The organism is Fimbriimonas sp. LA-C6 (assembly GCF_055398105.1).
Map to the genome: position 1 here is coordinate 2,977,591 of NZ_AP038796.1, position 20,954 is coordinate 2,998,544.

22 protein-coding genes are annotated in these 20,954 nt (G+C 55.4%); 13 read left to right on the top strand and 9 right to left on the bottom strand.

What is annotated here, in order from left to right; all coding sequences use genetic code 11:
• Nucleotides 1-20: 20 nt before the first annotated feature.
• The gene (locus ACZ51B_RS13810; RefSeq protein ID WP_464293917.1) at nt 21-1,247 is read left to right on the top strand and encodes an acyltransferase family protein; all 1,227 of its coding nucleotides are present in this window, start codon (nt 21-23) and stop codon (nt 1,245-1,247) included.
• On the opposite strand, the gene ACZ51B_RS13815 is transcribed toward ACZ51B_RS13810, so the two are convergent.
• From ACZ51B_RS13815 to ACZ51B_RS13845, 7 genes are read right to left on the bottom strand one after another with little or no spacing between them, the layout of a single operon-like run.
• Complete coding sequence (locus ACZ51B_RS13815; RefSeq protein WP_464293918.1) at nt 1,244-3,799, bottom strand: secretin and TonB N-terminal domain-containing protein; 2,556 nt, start codon at nt 3,797-3,799, stop codon at nt 1,244-1,246. The two genes, ACZ51B_RS13810 and ACZ51B_RS13815, sit on opposite strands and share 4 nt — an antisense overlap.
• A complete protein-coding gene (locus tag ACZ51B_RS13820) occupies nt 3,789-4,415 on the bottom strand; it encodes a hypothetical protein (RefSeq protein ID WP_464293919.1) in 627 nt (208 codons plus the stop codon). Before ACZ51B_RS13820 ends, ACZ51B_RS13815 begins: the two co-directional genes overlap by 11 nt.
• The gene (locus ACZ51B_RS13825) at nt 4,412-5,023 is read right to left on the bottom strand and encodes a type IV pilus inner membrane component PilO (protein WP_464293920.1); all 612 of its coding nucleotides are present in this window, start codon (nt 5,021-5,023) and stop codon (nt 4,412-4,414) included. The genes ACZ51B_RS13820 and ACZ51B_RS13825 overlap by 4 nt, the downstream gene beginning before the upstream one ends.
• Nucleotides 5,020-5,622, bottom strand: coding sequence for a PilN domain-containing protein (locus ACZ51B_RS13830; RefSeq protein WP_464293921.1), 603 nt, complete (start codon nt 5,620-5,622; stop codon nt 5,020-5,022). The genes ACZ51B_RS13825 and ACZ51B_RS13830 overlap by 4 nt, the downstream gene beginning before the upstream one ends.
• Before the next feature lie 11 nt (nt 5,623-5,633).
• Nucleotides 5,634-6,896, bottom strand: coding sequence for a type IV pilus assembly protein PilM (gene pilM, locus ACZ51B_RS13835; RefSeq protein ID WP_464293922.1), 1,263 nt, complete (start codon nt 6,894-6,896; stop codon nt 5,634-5,636).
• Nucleotides 6,896-7,369, bottom strand: coding sequence for a helix-turn-helix domain-containing protein (locus ACZ51B_RS13840; RefSeq protein ID WP_464293923.1), 474 nt, complete (start codon nt 7,367-7,369; stop codon nt 6,896-6,898). Before ACZ51B_RS13840 ends, pilM begins: the two co-directional genes overlap by 1 nt.
• On the bottom strand, nt 7,366-8,115 hold the full coding sequence (locus ACZ51B_RS13845) for an ExeA family protein (RefSeq protein WP_464293924.1): 750 nt from the start codon (nt 8,113-8,115) through the stop codon (nt 7,366-7,368). Before ACZ51B_RS13845 ends, ACZ51B_RS13840 begins: the two co-directional genes overlap by 4 nt.
• 306 nt (nt 8,116-8,421) lie before the next feature.
• On the opposite strand from ACZ51B_RS13845, the gene ACZ51B_RS13850 reads away from it, so the two are divergent.
• From ACZ51B_RS13850 to ACZ51B_RS13875, 6 genes are all read left to right on the top strand, one after another.
• Nucleotides 8,422-9,147, top strand: coding sequence for a type II secretion system protein (locus tag ACZ51B_RS13850; protein ID WP_464293925.1), 726 nt, complete (start codon nt 8,422-8,424; stop codon nt 9,145-9,147).
• Nucleotides 9,148-9,192: 45 nt separating this feature from the next.
• Nucleotides 9,193-9,777, top strand: coding sequence for a bifunctional pyr operon transcriptional regulator/uracil phosphoribosyltransferase PyrR (gene pyrR / locus ACZ51B_RS13855; RefSeq protein WP_464293926.1), 585 nt, complete (start codon nt 9,193-9,195; stop codon nt 9,775-9,777).
• 11 nt (nt 9,778-9,788) lie between these two features.
• Nucleotides 9,789-10,739, top strand: coding sequence for an aspartate carbamoyltransferase catalytic subunit (locus ACZ51B_RS13860; RefSeq protein WP_464293927.1), 951 nt, complete (start codon nt 9,789-9,791; stop codon nt 10,737-10,739).
• Between the two features lie 37 nt (nt 10,740-10,776).
• Complete coding sequence (locus ACZ51B_RS13865) at nt 10,777-12,096, top strand: dihydroorotase (protein WP_464293928.1); 1,320 nt, start codon at nt 10,777-10,779, stop codon at nt 12,094-12,096.
• Nucleotides 12,097-12,112: 16 nt separating this feature from the next.
• Nucleotides 12,113-12,913 carry a hypothetical protein gene (locus tag ACZ51B_RS13870; RefSeq protein WP_464293929.1) on the top strand — a complete coding sequence of 267 codons (801 nt, stop codon included), beginning with the start codon at nt 12,113-12,115 and terminating at the stop codon, nt 12,911-12,913.
• Between the two features lie 103 nt (nt 12,914-13,016).
• On the top strand, nt 13,017-13,337 hold the full coding sequence (locus ACZ51B_RS13875) for a hypothetical protein (protein ID WP_464293930.1): 321 nt from the start codon (nt 13,017-13,019) through the stop codon (nt 13,335-13,337).
• 45 nt (nt 13,338-13,382) lie between these two features.
• Here the strand turns inward: ACZ51B_RS13875 and ACZ51B_RS13880 are convergent, their stop codons facing one another.
• On the bottom strand, nt 13,383-14,321 hold the full coding sequence (locus ACZ51B_RS13880; RefSeq protein ID WP_464293931.1) for a hypothetical protein: 939 nt from the start codon (nt 14,319-14,321) through the stop codon (nt 13,383-13,385).
• Nucleotides 14,322-14,384: 63 nt separating this feature from the next.
• Nucleotides 14,385-15,425 carry a peptidylprolyl isomerase gene (locus ACZ51B_RS13885; protein ID WP_464293932.1) on the bottom strand — a complete coding sequence of 347 codons (1,041 nt, stop codon included), beginning with the start codon at nt 15,423-15,425 and terminating at the stop codon, nt 14,385-14,387.
• Nucleotides 15,426-15,492: 67 nt separating this feature from the next.
• Between ACZ51B_RS13885 and ACZ51B_RS13890 the strand changes: the two genes are divergently transcribed.
• The 6 genes from ACZ51B_RS13890 (at nt 15,493) to ACZ51B_RS13915 (ending at nt 20,954) form a co-directional block, all read left to right on the top strand.
• Entirely contained in the window at nt 15,493-17,811 is a 2,319-nt protein-coding gene (locus ACZ51B_RS13890) for a DUF1592 domain-containing protein (RefSeq protein ID WP_464293933.1), read from the top strand.
• Nucleotides 17,808-19,139, top strand: a complete 1,332-nt coding sequence (locus tag ACZ51B_RS13895; protein ID WP_464293934.1) for a DUF1552 domain-containing protein — start codon at nt 17,808-17,810, stop codon at nt 19,137-19,139. The genes ACZ51B_RS13890 and ACZ51B_RS13895 overlap by 4 nt, the downstream gene beginning before the upstream one ends.
• 97 nt (nt 19,140-19,236) lie before the next feature.
• The gene (locus ACZ51B_RS13900; protein ID WP_464293935.1) at nt 19,237-19,575 is read left to right on the top strand and encodes an ArsR/SmtB family transcription factor; all 339 of its coding nucleotides are present in this window, start codon (nt 19,237-19,239) and stop codon (nt 19,573-19,575) included.
• Entirely contained in the window at nt 19,572-20,117 is a 546-nt protein-coding gene (locus ACZ51B_RS13905; RefSeq protein ID WP_464293936.1) for an SRPBCC family protein, read from the top strand. Before ACZ51B_RS13900 ends, ACZ51B_RS13905 begins: the two co-directional genes overlap by 4 nt.
• A 13-nt stretch (nt 20,118-20,130) precedes the next feature.
• The gene (locus tag ACZ51B_RS13910) at nt 20,131-20,535 is read left to right on the top strand and encodes a DoxX family protein (RefSeq protein WP_464293937.1); all 405 of its coding nucleotides are present in this window, start codon (nt 20,131-20,133) and stop codon (nt 20,533-20,535) included.
• The gene (locus ACZ51B_RS13915; protein ID WP_464293938.1) at nt 20,532-20,954 is read left to right on the top strand and encodes a DUF1801 domain-containing protein; all 423 of its coding nucleotides are present in this window, start codon (nt 20,532-20,534) and stop codon (nt 20,952-20,954) included. Before ACZ51B_RS13910 ends, ACZ51B_RS13915 begins: the two co-directional genes overlap by 4 nt.

Below are 20,954 nucleotides of genomic sequence, written 5' to 3' on the forward strand. Positions count from 1 at the left end.
TTCAGGCTATCATCAACTGTATGCAGCGAACACCGGGTCAAGCTGGTCCGGAACGACTCCCCTTTGTAGAAGGTCTTCGTGGCATCGCTGCGCTCTACGTGGTGCTTGGTCACTTCTGCAGCATGGCCGATCCAAGTAGATTGGCGGGCCATCGTAGCCATGCTCCCCAGTGGTTTCAAGCGTTAGTGGCTCCTTTTGCGTACGGTCATCTTGCTGTAGCGGCTTTCATCGTAATCTCGGGATTCTGCCTCCAACTCTCGCTGTTTACCAACGGCGACGGACGCATTCCATCACTCCCCAAGTTCTATTTCCGCCGCGCACGCCGTATCTTGCCCACCTACTACGCGTGCCTCTTCTTCTCCATCCTGGTATCGCTCTTCATTACTTCGAAGCTCCCAGGCATGCCCTTTGAGCAGTATCTGCCGGTCACCAAAACCAACGTCTTGGCGCACGTCTTCATGATCCACAACTTGTCACCCAATTGGATGTACAAGCTGAACGGAGTGCTTTGGAGCATCGCCATCGAGGCCCAGCTCTACGTGGTGTTCCCGGTGTTGGTACATCTCATTTCCAAGCTGGGAAGAGGTTGGACCATCTCGCTCACAGGCTTGATCACCTCAGTGGCCCTTTTGCTGATCCCGGGTGGACTCAAGCTGTATCCCTGGTATCTACCCCTGTTTACCATCGGCATGGTAGCGGGTTGGGCTGCCTACCGTCCCAACCTCACCTCTGGCCCCAAACCAGGTGTGGCGAAGTTTCTGACCGTTGCGGGGTGTGTGGCACTTGGCCTAGGCATCGCCAAGGACGTCGGAGTCGTGGCTACCGATGTCGCCATCGGCTTCATCGTTGCGACCATCTGTTACGGTGGCACCGTCGTTCAAAGCGGGCTTTTAGTGCGGGCGCTCTCGTTCAAGTGGATCGCCGCGTTGGGAACGTTCTCCTACAGTCTCTATCTGATGCACCACCCAATCCAGCAGGTGGTCTACTTCTTCAAGCCCGCCTCCATCGTGGGAGAAGGACCGGTCCTAGCATATCTATTCGCTGCGGGTCTGCCCACTATCCTGGTGTTGACTTGGCTATTCTCACTGGTCTTCGAGAAGCCATTCATCCGCAAGCCCCGTGCCCGCGCTGTGTCTCCGAGGCTGTTTAGCCCACTGAGTCTTCCTCTCCAAGCGGCTCAAACAGAGGCCCAAAAACAAGAACAAGCCCCCTCGGAACCGAGAGGGCTTGTTCAGACTGGGAATTAACCCTTTTTGACTTTCTGCTTCATGTCTTTCTGCATGGGCAGATAGTTGTGGTTCGTCTTTACCGCGCCATCAATAGACTTAGCCGTCAAGAAGATCACGACTTCCGTTCGAATTCTGTCCTTGGTGGTCTTGCGGAACAACTGACCGATGAGAGGTAGATCCATCAGAACAGGAATACCGCTCACCGTGTTGCGATCCTGGTCCTGAATCAGACCACCAATCGCAATCGTCTCTCCGCTCTCCATCGCCAGAGTGCTCTGGGCGAATCGAGTGCTGGTCTGTGGCAACTGACCGCCACCCGGAACAGCGGTGAAGCTGGTCAAGATGCTCAGTCGAGGCCGCAGGTCCAAGGTGATCGTGCCATCGGCACCCACACGTGGCAGAAGCGAGAGTCGCATTCCAACCGGAATCTTTCCAGTGGTAATAGTCGGACCGTTCTGGCTCGTGGTGATCGATTCGATGTACCGAACCACGTCTCCCACAAAGATCTCACTGTTTCGACCGTCCATCGCAATGAGGTTTGGACGAGCGATCAGGTTGTTCTTGGTAGCAAGTTTATCAAGGCTCGCAGTCACCGTCGCGTTGGCCTTCCCGTTCGTAATGGAAACCTGACCCGTATTGGCAATATCGGTTCCTGTCTGACCGTTAGCAAACTTCAAGAAGCTCACCGCGCCGCCAGTTAGGATGTTCCAGTCCACACCAGCCTTCACAGCCTCTTCTCGGGTGAGTTCCATCACGCGGACCTCAATCGCAACCTGCTTTGGAGGGGTATCCACCTGGCTGAGGTACTTCAAACCTTCTTCGATTTGAGCCTTCGTTCCCCGAAGGATCAACCGCATAGGTGCCGCAACCTTCTCCATATCCAGATAAGGTTGCTCAAGTGCCGCATCATCCACCACACCTGTGGAAACCGCGCCGTTACTGGCAGCGTTCGTCTGAGCTGCGGTGCCGTTTGCAGTTGCCGGGCTGGTTACTTCAGCTGACTGCTGTCGTGTCTTGCCTTCCTGGAACAGCTGAGGAGTGCCCGCTGCGCTTGGCCCAACGGTCGCCCGAATGCCTTTAACCTGCGCCACGAGTGACTCACGTAGCGAGCGTGGGTCCGAATACTTCACATCGTAAACCTTAAGCTCGTCGCCATAACCCGACACGTCGATGTCTCGAAGCATGGCCTCAACACGCTCAACGTTCGGAATCCGACCCACGATCACGATGCTCTGATTGATGAACTCCTTAGGAGAAGCATAGACATCGACATTAAACTTGTTGCCTTCCGCAGCGACCGCAAGCATCGTCACGAGATCCGAAGCCGTAACGCTGGATTTGATCGAATAGGTCTTGCGAACAAGCTCCGAGTTGCCGGTGTTCTTCAAGCCATAAGACTTCGCCACCAACTCGTCGATCTCTCGAATCCGCTTGGCAACCTCATCCATGCCCTTCCGAGGACCGATGACGATCAAATACTGCTCTTTCAAGCCGCGATAGGAAATGTTGGACGTAGTCTTACCAGTCTCAACGGCACCCTTTGTCTCTTTCTGAGTCTCAGAACCCGTCTTGGTCTCAACTTCCGGTCCGCCCGGCTTGTCTCCCGTATCCTTTCGGTTGATCGAGAACGTATCCGAAGGTAACTGGATGTTGAACATCGCCAACTCACCCTTGTTCAAAGAGCTTAGGATAGCTGCGCGAATTGGGTTTGCATCGCCGCTGTAGATATCGATGACTCGCGTTTCGAGAAGGTGATCCTGATCCGTGATCGCCCCGCCATCATCGCCGATCTGCTTGATGATGCTGTTGAGCTTGCCGGCAGGGGCCACGACGTAAGCGTTGCCCTGCTTGCTGAACTGAAGCCCAGCAATGCTTGTGACCAAACGAAGCGCCTGATCAACCGTTACGTTGTCCAGGTTAACGGTAATCGCTCCCTTCACGTCGGGTGAGGTCAAAATGTTCACCTGAGCCTGAAGGGCGAGAGCCTTGAGGATCTGAACGACATCGGTGTTGACAAAGTCGAGTGAAATTTTCTTGTCGGCCTTCGGTGTTTCGTCCTTCTTCACCGCGTGAGCTGACTCCGAAATCGCAGGCTTGCCATCAACAGGCTTGCCATCGATAGGAGGAACGGTCTCGGGGAACGTCTCAGCAGGAGCCTTCTTCTCTTCGCTCTTCTCTGCAGGAGCAGCTTCTTCGTTACCTAGCGAGACCTGCCAACCGTCTGCCGATTGAGCCAATTTAGGCTGAGCACCTTCACCCAATCGAAACGCAACGCGAACCTTCTTGGGCTTGGCGCTGAACCAGCCGTAGCTCACACTATTGAGGCCTGCTTTGTCGACTGGGATCTTCTTGGATTTGCCGCTCATGCCAGCAGAGAACTCAAGAATGTAGATGTGTCCATTCATAGCGTGGATCTCCTTAGGTTTGGAGAGATCCGAGCCCTGTACCAACACGGAAACACCCTTGTCGTTTCCTTTGACCATAACCCCTTCGAGGTTCTGGCCAGCCGCAGTCAGAGGCAGTGCCGCCAACGTTCCGAACGAAATCCATACTCTTCTTTTACTTATCACTTGGGTTTCCTCCTACGGAAAGCCGGAGCGTCTTACCCCGAAATGCCACGATCACAGAGCCCTTTTCGACTCCTAAAACTTTCGAATCTCCATCCAAAGAACCGCCAGATGCCACGAGCCGCTGGTTGCCCTGCGCGTCTCGGAACACAGCTGCCGGACGGGCGCCCACGATCACCCCAGAGAGCGTGTAGCCAAAGGTCGGCTCCTGCGTCTTAGGCGTTGGAATCGGCGAACCGCCCTGTTTGGGTTCAATGTTCAGCTCACCCTGCAGTGGGCGTAGAGGACGCTCAACTGGGCGAGGAAGTTGGGACACACGTCGCTCTCCCCGAGGCGCATGGTTGGTCGGTGTTTGAATCGGCGACGGTGTGGGTAATACGGCCGACTTGGGTGTTTCGGCGCCAGGTGCCTCAAAGGGGTCACGCGCTGCCAGCTCGAACCCTACTTCAGGGTTCTTCAGTGCAGGCTTCGTCTTTTCCTTCGTCTCTACCTTCTTCTTCTCAGCAACCGGAGGCATGGGGCCGCCTTTGCTGCTACCCACCATCTGGAAAGCGCCTACTGCAATGATCACCACAAACAGCGCGACCAATACAATCAGTTTTTTCTTCTCGTCGTTCATGCTGCCACCTTGCTAGGATCCTTCTTGTCTTCTTCCTTGGCGGGTGTCTTGAACACGTAAGCCCGGATGCGAAGCTGGAGATCAAGCGCGTTGCGGTCTTGTGGATCGCCCGCCGGACCTGCCGCTTTCGGCGACAAATTCATGGAGCGGGTCGCAACGATCTTGGGGAAGGAGTTGAGAGACTTCACGAACCGCAGCACGTTGCCATAGCTGCCTCGGCCCTTGATTTCAATCTCAATCTCTTCGTAAGACTTCTTTTCCTCTTTCTTGCCCGTGTTCTGCTTCGGAATGGGGCGAACACCTAGGATGGTGATTCCCTGACTCTTGCCAGCCGCCTCCAAGTCTTTCAACATGGTTGGCATGTAGGCAATGTCAGGCACACCCTTCTCCAGGTGGTTCAGCTTCGTTCTTAGATCCACGAGATCCGCTTTCGATTTTTCGAGTTCTGCGTAAACCTGCTTAGGTTCGCGGTTCTCTTTCTTGAGCAAATCGATACGTGTGGTGATCTCGCCAACACCGCTGTACTGGGTGTAGCTGAAACCAGCACCTGCAACCACGGTGAAACCTGCGAGGATCAGATAGAGCTTTGGATCACGCGCTTTCTTCATTGCTTGTCCCCATCCTTGCTTTCATCTTTGGGCTTCTGTTCCACAGTCCCAGTGATGTCGGCAGCCAACTCGAAGTCCACTGCCCGACCCGTCGCACCGACCTTCTCCTGGGTGTAGTGAAGCGACACGTTCTCCAAGTCTTGGGCGTTCTGCATCCGCATAATGAACTCACCAATCGGGTCCTGCGCCTTGGCAATCCCGCTGATGGTGATGTTCACCGGCTTATCCACGTCGTTGCTGCTGCTGCGCATATTGGTAAGCCAAGCATCCTTCGGTGTCTGAGTCGTGAGGTGCGCCAGGATGCGACTCCAACGGTCGGTCGCCTTTTGCGCCTCTTCCAAAGTCTTCAGCCTCGGAGAAAGCTCGCCAGCACTCTTCGCGTTCTTATCGATCTCGGCAATCACGGGAGCCAGCTTCTGGATATCGGCTTTCATCTTCGCCTCTTGTCGGCGAAGCGAATCCTTCTCAAAGCTGAATAATCCGAACGCGATTGCGGTCAACACTCCAGCACCTACGAAGGTGAAGAATGCGGACTTGGCCTTTCTTTCATCTTTAATGGCAGCCAGACGCTGCTCTTCAATCAAGTTGATCATTGGCATGGTCTGAACTCCTAAGCGGCCTCCACGGAATCGACTTCTACTTCGGCGGGTGGCGCTTCTTCGGTCTTCTTGCCCTTCTTCACACGAGGTGGCTTTTCGGCCTTGGGGGCCTTCCCAGGCTTGGGAGGCTTGGGCGGTTTGGGTTCGCGCGTTGGCTTTTCAGCCTTAGCCTTCAACGGTTTCGCAGGTTTGGTGGCAAGCGCCTTGGTGTGCGCTCTCATCGCCAGACCGACGGCAACCGCGAGATCCAGACCGTCATCCTCATGCGCGCCACTGTGCGTGAATCGAGGGTTGTCGTACACGCCCAGCTTCAAGACTTCGATCCCAAGCTTGGCGGTGAGATATTCAGCCAGTCCAGGTAGCTTGGCGCCCCCTCCGGCTACGACCACACGCTGAACTTTGCGAGTGTCGCCAGCTTCCGTGTTTTGAAGCTGGAAGTAGTTGAGCGAACGGCGTACTTCGCGAATCAGATCGTCCAAGTGAGGCTGAATCACTCGCAAAGGAGGATTCTCTTTCACGGTCGACTCATCAAGAAGGTCCCGTGCATCCAACTGAGACTTGCCAGACTCGGCATCCTCGTCGGTCAGCTTGAAATAGCTCTTCAGCGCCTCCGTGAGGGTTCGACTTCCTTGAGGAATCGATCGGTTCATCACAAAGACACCTTCATGAGTCACGCTGACGGTCGTGCTGTTCGCACCGATATCGAGCACGGCTGTTGTAAGCGTCTGATCAATTGTGGGGTCCGCTTCGACCAACGCCCGATAAGCAGCGAACGATTCAACATCCACCACTTCAACGTCCAGCCCGGCCTCCTCACAAGCCGTGATCCGGCTTTGAACAATGTCCTTCGGAGCCGCCACAATCAGCACGCTCATCTGGGTCTCGTCCACAGGGCCGATAATTTCGAATTCGACAAAGCTGTCATCCACCGAACCCGGCACATACCGCCCTGCTTCAAATCGGATGCTCTTCCGCAGAGTAGCCTCAGGCATCTTAGGGAAGTTCACGGGGCGCACAAACACTGCGCCACCTGCAGCCGCAATGTAGGCGGTGCTTGCAGAGATCCCACCGTCTTTGAGCAGTTTCTTGATGGTCTGCCCAAGCGTCTTGGTGTCGATCACGACGCCGTCTTTGATCGTCTCGGGAGGAGTCGCACAAGTCGCGGATCGCGTAACTTTCCACCCGTGAGAGCTACGCTCAACCTGTACGGCCATCAACGTGTGGTGACCAAGATCCAGCCCCACAGCGCTTTTCTTCGCGAAGAGCCCAAACATTATTCGGCCTCTCCTTGTGCTGACTGCAACGCCACCCACTCTTCAACGCCAGCACGTGGAAATCGCCATTTGCCGTCAATCTGAAGTGCAGGAATCTCGCGATCAACCGCCATCTGCTGAAGCACCGATGGAGAAACCCGAAGCATAGTCGCGGCCTCACGGAGGGTCATGACCGTGTGCTGAGTTGCGACGACGCCTCTAAACAAGCTTGTAAGCTGCTCAGGACCGAGAAACAGTTCCAGACGAACCACGCTGCCAGACATAACGGCTGGACTCGGTGGCTCTGGCATCTTGGCTTCGGGAGCACTGGAAGGGACTGGGTTCGATGCGGTGGACATTGTAACCTCACTGGTCAAGGCTGAATCGCCGGATGCAGGCACGGGCTCGTTTACAGACAACACTGGGGGAGGTGTCACCGGAGACGGAGCGATCTCCTGCCGGGCCGCTTGTCGGATTGCGTCGGCTAAGTTCATGCTGCCTCCTGGCCTGTGAACTCACAGATCACCGAGTGCATCAGGAAGCCATCAATCACCTTCGCCTTCTGCGCGAATCCAACCATCAGCGCGTTGTCCGCAATCTGGCTCGTGAGTCGGGGCGTTCCTTTCGTGAACTTATGAATCTCAAAAATCGCGTCGGGAGTGAATGGGCTGTGCTCGCCGGTGTATCCCGCCACTCGCAACCGGTGCAGAATCATCTCACCTGTCTCAACATGGTCGAGAGGCTTCAGGTGATGGCGAACCGCGAGCCGCTGCTCAAGAGCAGGCACCTTCGCCACCTTCGCACGCAGCTCAATCTGACCCAGAAGAACAAGGTTGATCAGGAACTGATCGTTCATCTGGCAGTTCAGCAGCAACCGAAGCTCTTCAAGCGTCTGAGTGCTTCGGATCAGGTGCGCCTCGTCAATCATGAGCACCACACGTTGGCCGCGCTCGTAGAAAGTGAGCAAGGCTTTGTGTAGCTCAGTAACAAGCACCTGTCGGTTCTTGCTGGTGGTTGGCACCTCTAACTGTCCAAGAATCTCCTGGAAAATCTGAACCGGAGTGAGGATCGGGTTTACGATCAACACCACTTTGTTCTGGACCGGGTCCAACAGGTCGAGGAGCTTTCTGCTCACAGTCGTTTTGCCGAGTCCAATATCACCCGACAACATCGCCGCTCCCTTGTTACGCGTGATGGCATAGTGCAGCATCATCAGCGCGTCCTCGTGGCCGCGACTCATATATAAGAACCGCGGGTCCGGCGTAAGGCTGAACGGCGGTTCTGTCAATCCCCAATAGGCTTCGTACATCTAGGTCTCCGCAAGAATCTCCCAGTAAAGTTGTCGGGAAGTTACGTTCGAAAACTTACGGTTTTGTTCTAGGGATTTGCCGCACCAGGGTTGAAGTGCTTACTTAAGGAATTCTCGGTCAGCAAGCTCCAGGACCCTCTGGACCTTCTCGTGTTTATACGAGGGGTGGGTCATCTGCCAAATGGAATGACCTAGTTACGCGAAAACCGCCTATCCGGCGCGCGTAAAAGTGGCCCCATGCGGAACGCGTTTACATTGATTGAGCTGTTGGTTGTGACCGGAATCATCGCCATCTTGGCGGCAGTCATGTACCCCGTGGTCTACTCCACCAAGAGCTCCTCAAAGCAAAACGTCTGCATGAACAACGTGAAGCAACTCGCTCTCGCGTTCAATATGTATCATGGGGACGCCGACGACAGGTTCCCAATAGGCGGATGGGATCAGGGTGGCGGACTATGGAGCCGCTGGTATCTGGATCTGGCCCCCTACACGAAGAACAAAGTGGTGCGCTACTGTCCTTCCACGCCCGTCAAATACGACCCATCAGCAGGCTGGGGCGCATCTTACGGCGTCAACCCAAGCATCTCAGGCTGGCAACGATCCATATCAGAAAGCTCACTGGCCCACGGTTCGCGAACCGTGCTCCTCAGCGACGCCTTGCAACTCTCCATCCAAGCCACCAATGCAAAACCTTCAGATTGGGCGCGGTTTCCAGAGTTCGGCACTGACTGGCAAGTCACTGGACCCTATGAGTTTGGTAGCGGCTCCGACAAATATCCCTACACCGAAGCACTGGACCAAACGGGGAGTCAACTGAAAAGGCCTTACCCTGCTCATGAAGGCTTCTGCACCGTCGGTTTCGCCGATGGCAACGCGAAAGCCCTCGTGATCACCCGCCTAATAGGTCCCATGCCAAGAGGTTTAGACAAGTCAGACGCCCATAACCTTTGGTCAAACGAGTAGACGGCGCAACATGTAAAGAGCCCATCAGGACATAATCAATTCCTGATGGGCGTTGTGCTGCTAGATGCAGGTGATATGCGACGGACTCTCGGGCGAATGGCGCACGAGATTCTTGAAGCCAACCAAGGAGCGGAAGACCTCGTTGTCATTGGCGTACTCCGAAGAGGTTGGCCGGTTGCGAAACGACTTGCTTTCCTTATGACTCAAATAGAGGGAACCACCGTTCCCTGTGGCAAAGTCGATATTCGAGCTTTCCGCGATGACCACCCCGCAACCACAGCGGAGAGTCTCACCGAAGTCCCCTTTGAAGTAACCGGCAAAACGGTGATCCTTGTGGACGAGATCATCTACACGGCGCGCACCGCCCGTGCAGCGCTCGATGCACTCATGAGGCTGGGACGACCTAAAGCAGTTCAACTGGCTGTCCTGGTAGACCGAGGACATCGAGAGCTTCCTATCGAGCCAAACTACTGCGGTAGAAAGATTCAAACAGAGCGCACCGATCGCATCGTTGTGAAGGTCAACGAAATCGACGGTGAGGACGCGGTAGTACTCGAAAAGTCTTCCGTTAGTTCACAATCAACGAGTGCCGACGACAACGTCGACGGCAAGACAACACAAGCGGGGTAAGAAACAGTTCTATGGGCAGGCATCTATTAAGCATTCGCCAACTTGAGCGCTCACAAATCGAAGAGCTGGTCGAGTTAGCAGCCGATTTTAAGCTCAGAATCATCGAGGGCAAGTCGGTTCCCAAGTTAGATAAGCAGGTCGTGGGAATGCTTTTCTTTGAGAATTCCACCCGCACACGCGTCAGCTTCGAGCAGGCCGCCCACTACCTGGGCATGAAGACCTCGAACTTCGCCTCTGGCGGCTCCTCCATGAGCAAAGGCGAAACGCTGAAGGACACCATCCTGACCCTTCGGTACGAGAGACTCAACGGTCTGGTCATGCGCCACAAAATGTCCGGCGCACCAAGCCTCGCCGCACGACACTTTGGTGGCCCCGTCCTCAACGCAGGCGACGGTCAGCACGAGCACCCCACACAGGCTCTGGGTGACGCGCTCACCATCATCGAGCGCAAAGGCGATCTCACCGGACTCCGCGTCGCGATCGTAGGAGACGTCGAGCACTCCCGAGTCGCTCGCTCCAACGCCTGGCTGCTTCACCGAATGGGTGCCGAAGTCCGATTCGTCGGACCAAGAACCCTCGTCCCCGCACAAATGGGACAGCTACCAGGAACGGTCTTCTACGATCTCGCAACCGGTATCGAAGGAGCCGACGTCGTTATCTGCCTTCGACTCCAAAAGGAGCGAATGCACGAAGGCATGCTCAGCTCGGTCAACGAGTACAGCGCCATGTACCAAGTCAACAAAGAGAGCCTGCAGTATGCAGCTCCAGACTGCTTGGTCATGCACCCCGGCCCACTTAACCGAGGCATCGAGGTGGACGATGTAGCCGCCGACAGCGAACAAAGCGCCATCACCGCGCAGATCGAAAACGGCATCTTCGTCCGAATGGCCTCGCTCTACTGGGTGTTTGCCACAGAAGAAGACTCCGTAGGAGGCAAGAAGCTGAAGGGGAAGAAGTCGTAATGCGAGTCGAGAATTGGATGAATAGGGAGCAGATGCTTTGAGAACACTACTGAAGAACGGACGCATTCTCGATCCATCGCAAGAGTTGGATATCGTCGGTCACCTCGTCATGGAGGACGACCAGATCGTCGAATTCGGTCCAGATGTGGACGATTCGAGCATCGACGAAATCTACGACTGCACCGGCATGTGGATCACACCAGGACTGGTAGACCCACACGTACACCTCCGAGAACCAGGCGACGAGCACAAAGAGACCATCGCAACCGGTACCCAAGCAGCCGCAGCCGGTGGATACACCACGATCTGCTGCATGCCCAACACCAACCCACCGTTGGACAACCCGGCTCTCGTAGACTTCATCCTGGACCGAGCCGCGTCTCCAGAAGCAGGCGGTGTGTTCGTCGCACCGGTCGGCGCACTCACCCGCGGAATGATGGGCGAAATGCTCGCAGACCTCTCGGCAATGAAGCGGGCAGGCATCGTCGCAGCAAGCGACGAGGGCTTCCCAATCCAGAACGCCCAGGTCATGACTGCGGCCATGGAGTTCTGTGTCCAGCTCGATCTCCCCATCCTCGCTCACTGCGAAGAGACCAGCCTGACCAAGAACTGCAGCATGAACGATGGCGCCATGAGCCACATGCTCGGTCTCAAGGGCATGCCACGATCTGCTGAAGAGATCGCCGTCATGCGAAACTGCGTCCTCTCGCTCCACACGGGCTGCCAACTCCACATCATGCGAGTCAGCACCTGGGGCGCAGTCGAGATGGTTCGACAAGCCAAGTTCCTCGGCGCACCGGTCACCTGCGAAATCTGCCCCATGCACTTCGCATTCACCGAGGACTACATCGGCGAGTTCGACACGCGATTCAAGATCCTGCCTCCGCTCAGAACACAAGTCGATATCGACCTGCTGCTCCAAGCGCTGAACGATGGCACGATCGACATGATCGCCAGCGATCACTCACCTCACGCCTCCCACGAGGTCGATGTCCCATTCGACGAAGCTCCATTCGGCTGCTCTCAGCTGGAGTCCACAGTCGGCGTCACGCTCACTTATCTCACCCATAAGGGCGTGTTGTCACCACTCGAAACCATCCGAAAGCTCAGCACCAAGCCAGCTCAGATCCTTCGACTCGATGCAGGAACACTCAAGCCCGGCGAGACCCCAGTCGCGCAGGTCTGTGTCATCGATCCAAATCTAGAGTGGACTTTCGACAGAAATCGCACCTTCAGCAAGAGTAAGAACACCCCCTTCCACGGCATGCCGCTGAAAGGAAAGGCTCTTCTCACCTTCTGCGGAAGCGAAATCTATCGAGATGCGCGCTTTGAAGACGCACGCTACTCGATCAACTGACGTAGGAACATTCCATATGCCCGATAGCCGTTTCGCCAACCTCATTGTCAAGACGAGCAATCGGGCATTTCTTTGCGTAGCCGCATGCCTCGCCATCGCTGGCTGCCGAACAGGCACCTTCCCGGATCCGAACGATCCCAACGATGCCAGCAACCTCCAACCTGAAGTCTTACGCAGCAACATCAAGTCTGCCTCGGATGCCTTCCTCGAACGGCTGGTAAAGCGCGAGATTACGAACTCGCAGTACAAGGCCCTCATTGCCGAGTACGCCGAAGACCTTCTCAACAAGGTCAAGATCGACAAAGTCCCCAGCGCTCTCGCATGGGAATACGCCGACATCTTCCGACTCGCCAAACGCTGGGACGAAAGCGAAAAGCTTCTCCGAGCTGCTGTGAAGTCCGCCCGAAACGAAGACCGGCGCGTAAACGACAGTCTCCGATTGGCCCACGTGCTTTGCGAAGAAGGCAAAGTGGACGAAGGAATCAAGGTAGCCAGGTCCGTTTTCGACGTAGAACCTCGCGGCAAAGCCCCAATCCTGCCCGCGACGTTGCTGGAGATAGAGAAGGCTGGCAAGAAAACAAAAGGCCATGAGATCCAGCTAGCCCAACTGCTCCGCGACGCCATCATCCAAGGGCAGAAAACAGAAGTCGACGTAAACAGTGAAGCTGGAAAGCTCTACATCCAGGCACTTCCATTCCATGTAAGAAATGCTTGGAGCGAAATTATCGACCTGTACGACTCAGCTGGTCGACAGGATCTTGCCGAGCAGGCACGCAAAGACGCTTTGAATGATATGTCAAAGACCGCTCGTGCCTAACGATTGAAACGCAACTTCTGACTTTTGCGAAACTTTATATAGTTGGGCCGCGTTATGATCAGTGGTAGCCGTGGAATTTACGCTGCCGTGATCAAGGTTGAACATGAAGAAAATCCTCGCGCTCATTAGCATCGCAACAATCGCCCTTTCGTCAATGGCACTTGCCCAAGACAAGATGGAAAAGAAGATGGACCACAAGAAGCCAGCCATGGCTAAGAAGGGTTCCATGATGAAGAAAGGCTCCATGAAGAAGAAGGGAGCGATGTCAGGTCACAAAATGGCTGGCAAGAAAATGTCGTCCAAGATGTCGCACAAGATGAGCGGCAAGAAAATGTCCCACAAGATGGCCGGTAAGAAAATGGACCACAAGATGTCCCCTAAGATGAAGGGACACAAGATGGACAAAATGGACAAGAAAGGCTAAATCTAAAGCCCAATAGCCCCCGAAGCAAAAGCTCGGGGGCTATTTTTATGCCTTAGAGTTATCTCGCCGAGCTTCCGGCCCAACCACAGCCTTGCTCATTTGCTTTGAAATCGGCTCCTGGATGGTAATCACCATCACTCCAGAAGGTGAAATCGCATCAATGGAAACCACTGGAAAAGATCCAAGAGACTGAATATCCTCGGGTCGGATCGGTGAGTATTGCCCACCTCTACCAATCCCATAACCCGAGCTTGTGCGAACGATAAAGCTCGAATCCTCCAGGACTGCAACCACCTCGGAAGCATTCAAGAGCTGCGGAGTCCCGTCGCTACTCCACGTGCATCCCTGGCGACCATCGGGCATCTCAACCCACCCGCCGCACATACCACTGCCGTTGACTGACCGAACGAACGAAGATGTCCCACCCGGAGCAGTCAAAGTCACACAGCTATCCCGGGTCCACAAAGCCGCAAAATCGCCGATCGCCCCGGCAGCATACCGAACCCCAAACGGTTCAATTGTCGTCACGCGGCTATTGGGAACGCTGCTGCTCACCACTTCTCGCCCGGATTCATCCCAGGCGCGCGCATAGGAAACCTGCTCACCGCTGCGAGGAGTAACAAAGCCGGCTGAATAGCCTGATTCGTTCACGCAGGTCAGCGTCAAATGGAACACAGGAGACACGGGAATGGGCTTCTCCGTCATTCGCACCAGGTCAACGAGCCGCGTGTCCGTGTCTTCCCAGACACTCAAGCCGTTTTCAGTGACGCACAGAACCCTCCCGGGACCCGATAGAGCCTCCTGTTTACGATTCGAGAGACGGTAGGTCTTGTGAGACTCCTCATCAACGGCAATCACAGTCCGGGCGTCGGTCACACCGACAATCCGAAATCGATTCCAATGGGGAGGCAGATCAAAGTAGAACTGGAAAGTGGTGACACCAAGCATCTGAGCTGACCAGTACCCGTCTTGCGAAAAGTCCATCGCATCGAATCCTATCAGAACTCAGGTGCCTCATGCACCACTTACAATGAGGCGAGCAACGAACTAGCCCGTAGCAGGCTCAGTCGTTGCCGACAAAATCTTGTCGCCGATTGCAAGAGAGTCGATCACCGACCTCCCAAGCACAACCGATCCAAACACCACGTAGTTACCATCGAACGATGTCTGAGCCGTGAACGGAACATAAATCTGGCTTCCCGCAGTGTTCAGTCCAGACGCCCGAGCCATGCCAAGAGAATAAGCCACGTTCTTCAAGTCATTCGTCTCGAAATTGATCGTATATCCAGGTCCACCCGTTCCGATAGAAGGATCGGTTAGGGGCAGCGTCTTGGTGAGCGGATCGCCCCACTGGGCTACCAACGAGTCCACTCGGTGGACAAGGATTCCGTTGTAAAACGACTTGTTCACCAGAGTAACTAGGTTCGCACAGGTGTTAGGAGCCTTGTCTGGTCGGAGACCGAACACAACATCTCCCTTATTTGCAAAGGTAAAGCGGACATTCGCATTGGCAACCACAGAGATCACCCGTGTTGCACTCTTCGTCGGATCTGAAACGCTTCGTGCCTCAACAGTGTAAGTGCCTAGAGTGTCTGGCGCGGTGAATACGCCGTTGGTATCAATCAGAGCCTGCGAACCGTTCACGGACCAAGTGACCCCTTGATTGGTGCCCCCCGTAACCGTCGCACCAAAAGTCACCTGACTTCGTGGAATGATCACTGGAGTGACCAGCGGGGAAGAGATCGCAATGGTAACGGGTGGCGCAACCACCACTCTGCTCGTCGCTGTAGTCGTCCCTCCTGCAACCGTGGCTCGCACTGTGTAGGTGCCCGGAGCGTTTGGAGCCGTGTAAGTTCCATCAGTTGTGATGGTCCCATTTCCAATTCCACCATCAACCGACCAAACTACTGAGGGTTTAGCACCGTCTAATACTGCTGTAAACACTGCTTGCTGTCCAACGGAAACGTTAACATTTGCAGGGTTGATCGTGAGTCCTTTGAGAGTGCCAGAAGAACCGCTCGAACCTCCGCATCCGACCAAGGCCAGAAAGAGGGCGAACAGGAATAGGTAACAAGCGGATCGAATCACAAAAATGATTCTAGCTCACAACTTACATATTCTAAAATGGCATCGTAGACTGTTAGTAGGCAATTCAATGAAGAAGCATCAACTGTGGCCGAGAACAACTCTGGGCATGGGCACCTCCGTGGCAATCTTGGGGCTGTCCGTGATGCACACTCCCACGAGTGCCACCACTGTCCAAGCTCCGGACAAAACGTTCCAAACACACGTTCAACCCGTCATCAAGAAATACTGCATTTCCTGTCACAGCGGCAAAGACGCGGCGGCCGGAATCTCGTTTTCTAAGTACAAAACCACGCAGCAGCTCATCGCAGACCAGGCGGTTTGGGACAAAGTGGTTCGGAACGTTTCGAGCAGCCACATGCCCCCGGACGGTTCTCCACAACCTCCCAAAGCACAAAGGCAAGCATTTGTCACCTGGATTCAAACCTTCCTCAGCTCCCAGTGCAAACTGCAAGATCCAGGCCGTGTCACCCTCCGAAGGCTCAATCGGGATGAGTACAACAACACCATCCACGACCTCACTGGTCTCGACATCAAGCCTGCAGACGATTTCCCATCGGACGACGTTGGCTACGGTTTCGACAACATTGGTGACGTCCTCTCCGTTTCTCCGCTTCTCATGGAGAAGTACATCGATGCCGCCGAACGAGTTGCCAAAGCCGCCATTGTCCTGCCCGGAGTGAAAACACGCAAACTCCTCATCGCAGATATGGCAAGACGTGGGGCAGTTAACGCCGTCGACGACGGCACGGCCATGTTCCCAAGCACGGGCACCGCAACCGGCACCATCAACGTCAAAGCGGGTGGTACCTACAGAATTCGCCTCTTCGCCGCCGGGGACCTGGCAGGCCCAGAACTTCCAAAAATGAAAGTGGATGTGAATGGCCAGCACGCAACAACTTTCGAGGTCTCAACAAGAAGAGGCAACCCAAGACCCTACGAGATCCCAGTCCAGCTGGAGTCAGGAAAGAACTCCGTCAGCGTCTCCTTCATCAACGACTATTACGATGAGAAGACAAAAGCCGACCGAAACCTCTATCTAACCGGCTTCGAATACACCGGCCCCCTCAACGGTAAACCGGAAGTCCCTGAGTCCCACTCAAGGATTATCTACCGTCAACCCACCAAGGAGACCGCCGAAGCCGACGCTCGCGAATTTCTCAACAAGTTCGCCAGCAAGGCGTTCCGCCGCCCCGTCACCCCAGAAGAGTCAGACCGGCTCGTCAAGGTCTTCAACATCGGCTTCAAAACCGGTGGCTCCTTCGAAGAGGGAATGAGGTTGGGCGTGGAAGCCGTTCTCGCCTCGCCAAGGTTCCTTTTCCGAGTCGAAATGGATCCTCGTAGCGCCAGCAGCAAGGTGCGATCGCTCAACGACTTCGAACTCGCCTCGCGCCTCAGCTACTTCCTCTGGAGCACCATGCCCGATGCCGAACTGAACCAATTGGCAGCAGAAGGCAAACTCAAGCAGCCCGCCGTCCTCAAACAGCAGGTCTACCGAATGCTTCAAAGCCCCAAGTCGGGCAAGCTGGCCGATAACTTCGCAGCCCAGTGGCTCCAGCTTCGCAAACTAGCCATCGTAGATCCCGATAAGGTCCGCTTCCCTGGAATCGATGCCTCCATGAAGAAAGACATGGAGACCGAGACCAAGATGTTCTTCAACAACGTCGTGCAGCAAGACCGCCCGATCATCGACTTCTTGGATGGCAAGTACACCTTCATCAACCAAAGGCTCGCCGAGCACTACGGCATGACAGGTATTACAGGCCCAGAATTCCGTAAGGTTCCCCTCACTGGAGACCGCGGCGGAGTCCTCACCCAAGCCAGTGTCCTGCTCGTCACCAGCAACCCCACCCGAACCTCGCCCACCAAGAGAGGGAAGTGGGTTCTGGAAAACATCCTCGGCACGCCCCCTCCACCTCCACCCCCAGGAGTAGGCGACATTAAGGATGAGAAGGGTCGTATTCAGGCAACAACGCTCCGACAATTAATGGAAGAGCACCGCAAGAACCCAATCTGCGCTTCGTGCCATGCCCGCATGGACCCAATCGGCTTTGGACTTGAGAACTTCGACACCGTCGGACGATGGCGCACCAAGGAAGGCAACTTCCCACTGGACACATCCGGCGTGCTACCCGATGGTCGAAAATTCCGAGGACCTACACAACTTAAACAGATCCTTCTTTCGCAGAAAGATCAATTCGCTCAGGCACTTTCCGAGAAACTCCTCACCTACGGTCTAGGCCGTGGCCTCGAGTCTTACGATAAGTGCGCTATTGAAGGCATCGCTAAAAAAGCCGCTGCCAATAATTACAAATTCTCCGCACTAATCATCGCTATCGTCAATAGCGATCCATTCATGAAACGAAGAGGGGAGGCCACTCTCAAATGAGCACCATCGACCGAAGAACACTTCTGAAGGGAATAGGAACAGCCATGGCTTTGCCAGTGCTTGAGAAAATGCTGCCCACCACAGCATTAGCCGCAAGCCCCAAAGCAAAAACCGTCCGAGCAGCTTTCATGTTCGTGCCCAACGGCATCAGCATGCCGCAATGGACACCCACCACCGAGGGCGCAGGTTTCGCACTGCCCGAGGTCATCCAACCGCTGGCTGAAGTCAAGGATCACTTCAACATCCTTACCGGCCTTGCCCAGCAGCACGCCTTCGCCAACGGCGACGGACCCGGAGACCACGCACGCAGCACCGCCTGCTGGCTCACCGGCGTTCAACCTAAGAAGACATCTGGAGCAGATATCCACGTAGGAATCTCTGCCGACCAGGTCATCGCGCAAAGAATTGGAAAGCAAACCAAATTCGCCAGCCTTGAACTCGGCTGCGAACGCGGCGGACTTGCAGGCGACTGCGACAGCGGCTACTCCTGCGCCTACTCCTCCAGCATCGCATGGCGATCAGCAACCACTCCAGTGGCGAAAGAGGTCAACCCAAGACTCGTCTTCGAGAGACTCTTCGGTAACGGCTCTGCAAGCGAAGAAGGCGAGAGCCTTGCACGCCGCCAACTGTTCCGCCAGAGCATCCTCGACTTCGTCATTGAAGACGCCGCTAAGCTGAAAGGACAACTCGGCCTCCGCGATCAGCGCAAGATCGACGAGTACTTCACCGCAGTCCGCGAGATCGAAGTCCGACTCCAGAAGTTCGAAGGCAACCAGACCTTCCTCGCAGGCGTCGAGCGACCCCGTGGCATTCCAAGCGACTACGGCGAACACATCCGACTCATGGCCGACATGATGATCCTCGCCTTCCAGTCCGACATGACCCGAGTCTGCACCCTCATGTTCGCCAACGACGGCAGCAACCGCAGCTACCCCATGATCGGCGTTCCAGAAGGTCACCACGACATGTCGCACCACGGCACCGATCCTCTCAAACTGGAAAAGAAAAAGAAGATCGACACCTATCACGTGCAGCAGCTCGCTTACATCCTCAAAAAGATGCAGTCCATCAAGGAAGTCGACGGCTCACTGCTCGACAACTGCATGATCGTATACGGAGCAGGCATCAGCGACGGCGACGCCCACAACCACGACAACCTCCCAGTGCTCCTCGCCGGGCGAGGCGGCGGCACCATCAAGACCGGCTATCACAAACGATACGCACACGGCACCCCCATGAACAACCTGTTCCTCTCCATGATGGACAACATGGGCATCCCAGCCGAAACCCTCGGCGACAGCACAGGCAAACTCCAAGGCCTGTTCTAAGCTCAATTGAGGCTGCGAACACATCGCAGCCTCAATTTCTCTAAATGTTTTCTAATATGCCTTTGCGCGTATATACATAAAGATGTATATTTAGAGAGTGCAATCCGCTTTCGAAGTCATCGCCGAACCCAATCGCCGAGCCATCCTGACCCTTCTCGCCACATCGGAAAGGTCAGTGGGCGAGATCGAGGCGCAGCTGGGCATGTCACAGCCCGCAGTCTCTAAGCATCTACGCGTGTTGCGCGACGCAGGCTTCGTCCATTCTCAGGTCAACGCCCAGCGTCGCCTGTATCGAATCAGGCCCGAACCTCTCCAAGAGCTCGATACCTGGCTTGAGCCATTCCGCCAGTTCTGGTCAGCGCACGTCGACGCCCTAGAGCGCCACCTGGATCGCATCCACCCCCCACAACAAGAAGAGGAAGGAACCAACCTATGAATCGCCGCGACAACTACAACCCAGGCCCCGCCGACGCAACCATCGGCAAAAAAGAGGGAGACAACTGGACCCTCGTCCTCGTCCGAGAACTCCGCCACTCCCCCGAAAAAGTCTGGAGCGCCCTCACCGATCCCAATCAACTTCGTGAGTGGGCACCGTTCGATGCCGACCGAAACCTAAGCGCAACCGGAACCGCAAAACTCACAACGGTAGGCGCACCGACCCCCCAAATCTCGGAGAGTGAAGTCACGAAGGTCGAACCTAATCGCCTGCTCGAATACCAATGGGGCGGACGTGATGTCCGCTGGGAGCTAGAGCCCCTAGGCGAAGGAACTCGCCTCACCCTTTGGGCCAGCATTGATCGAAGATACATTGCAATGGGAGCCGCAGGCTGGCACCTATGCATCGATGTCCTCAACGCTCTGCTTTCCGAAGAACCCATGGGCCGAATCGTCGCGAGCGACGCCTTACACTTCGCCGGCTGGCAACAACTGAACGCAGAGTATTCCAAACAGTTCGGAATCGAAGCCCCCAAATGGTGACGAGACGAAACCCATGAAAAACACCCGATCATTCCGCCTCGCCTATTGGATATCCACGGCCTTCTTCTCCATCTGGATGCTGTTCACCGCCTACGCACAGCTGGCCCTCCCACAGGTTCAGCAGGTCTTCACCCACCTAGGCTTTCCCGACTATTTCCGCGTGGAACTCTCCATAGCCAAGTGCATTGGAGTTGTCCTACTGCTAACCCCCGTCCCAGCACGCATCAAGGAATGGGCCTACGCAGGCTTCGCCATCACCCTCGCCTCCGCCCTCACTGCTCATCTAGCGAAAGGAGACGGACCTGCGGTCTATCTCTGGGCAGTTGTAGCGAGCACGGTTTTGGGCTTATCCTATCTCTTACAAAACACCCCAACGAAGAGTCTCGACCCACGATGGATCGGTGCAAAACAATCATGACGACCAACTCCAACGAAGCAGCAACTCCGTCACAACGCATCGACGCGAGGATCAAAGATCTAGCCGACTGGCGAGGCGAAACCCTCGCCCACCTCCGAGCCCTCATCCACCAAGCAGACCCCGAGGTCGTCGAGTCAGTGAAATGGGAGAAACCCTCCAACGCAATGTCAGGCGTCCCCGTATGGGAGCACTCCGGCATCATCTGCACGGGTGAGCACTACAAAGACAAAGTCAAACTAACCTTCGCCAAAGGCGCCTCCGTCCCCGACCCCTCAAACCTCTTCAACTCCAGCCTAGAAGGCAACCTCCGCCGAGCCATCGACTTCTTCGAAGGCGACAAAATCGACGAACCCGCCTTCAAAGCCCTCATCCAGGCAGCCGTAGCCATCAACACGGCGAATAAAACGGGAAAGAAATAG